The sequence below is a fragment of the Shewanella sp. SM74 genome, assembly GCF_025653725.1.
GTDB classification, from domain to species: domain Bacteria; phylum Pseudomonadota; class Gammaproteobacteria; order Enterobacterales; family Shewanellaceae; genus Shewanella; species Shewanella oncorhynchi.
Genome location: NZ_JAKKRZ010000095.1, coordinates 1 through 702, shown reverse-complemented (window position 1 = coordinate 702; position 702 = coordinate 1). Strand labels below are relative to the sequence as shown.

General features: G+C 46.1%; 2 rRNA genes. Both read right to left on the bottom strand.

From position 1 onward, the window contains the following. Positions 1-143, bottom strand: a 23S ribosomal RNA gene (locus L5M49_RS25150); the annotation flags it as partial. 362 nt (positions 144-505) lie between these two features. Beyond that, positions 506-702, bottom strand: a 16S ribosomal RNA gene (locus tag L5M49_RS25145); the annotation flags it as partial.

Genomic DNA, 702 nt, shown 5'->3' with positions numbered 1-702 from the left:
AGCTTATGCTGCTGGGTTCCCCCATTCGGACATCGTTAGCTCAAATGCTTGTTACTAGCTCGCCAACGCTTTTCGCAAGTTACTACGTCCTTCATCGCCTCTGACTGCCAAGGCATCCACCGTATACGCTTAGTCGCTTAACCATACAACCCAAATGAGTTTCACTCAYCTGCGCCGCATTGCGACCAGCTTGGTTTTACTTGTCTCACTTCTGACCAAAGAAGTGGACGCGCCTTAGACGTAAACTATYCAATAAAGAATAATTTACTWTTGAATATTCAAGACACTTAATAAAGTGTTTGAGAACTCATGTTCAATGCTTGCGCATTAAACGTTTTGTAATTAATCACATGACAGACTCATGCAATTAAATACTATCAGCTTTCCAAATTGTTAAAGAACAATGCGTACCGGCTAGCGGCGCATTTAGCTCTGACTTCCCCGAAGAGAAGCTAAACAAGCAATCTGTGTGAACACTCAACAAACATTAAGTTAGTCGTATAGGTAAGGAGGTGATCCAGCCCCAGGTTCCCCTAGGGCTACCTTGTTACGACTTCACCCCAGTCATGAACCACAAAGTGGTGAGCGCCCCCCCKAAGGTTAAGCTACCCACTTCTTTTGCAGCCCACTCCCATGGTGTGACGGGCGGTGTGTACAAGGCCCGGGAACGTATTCACCGTGGCATTCTGATCCACGATTACT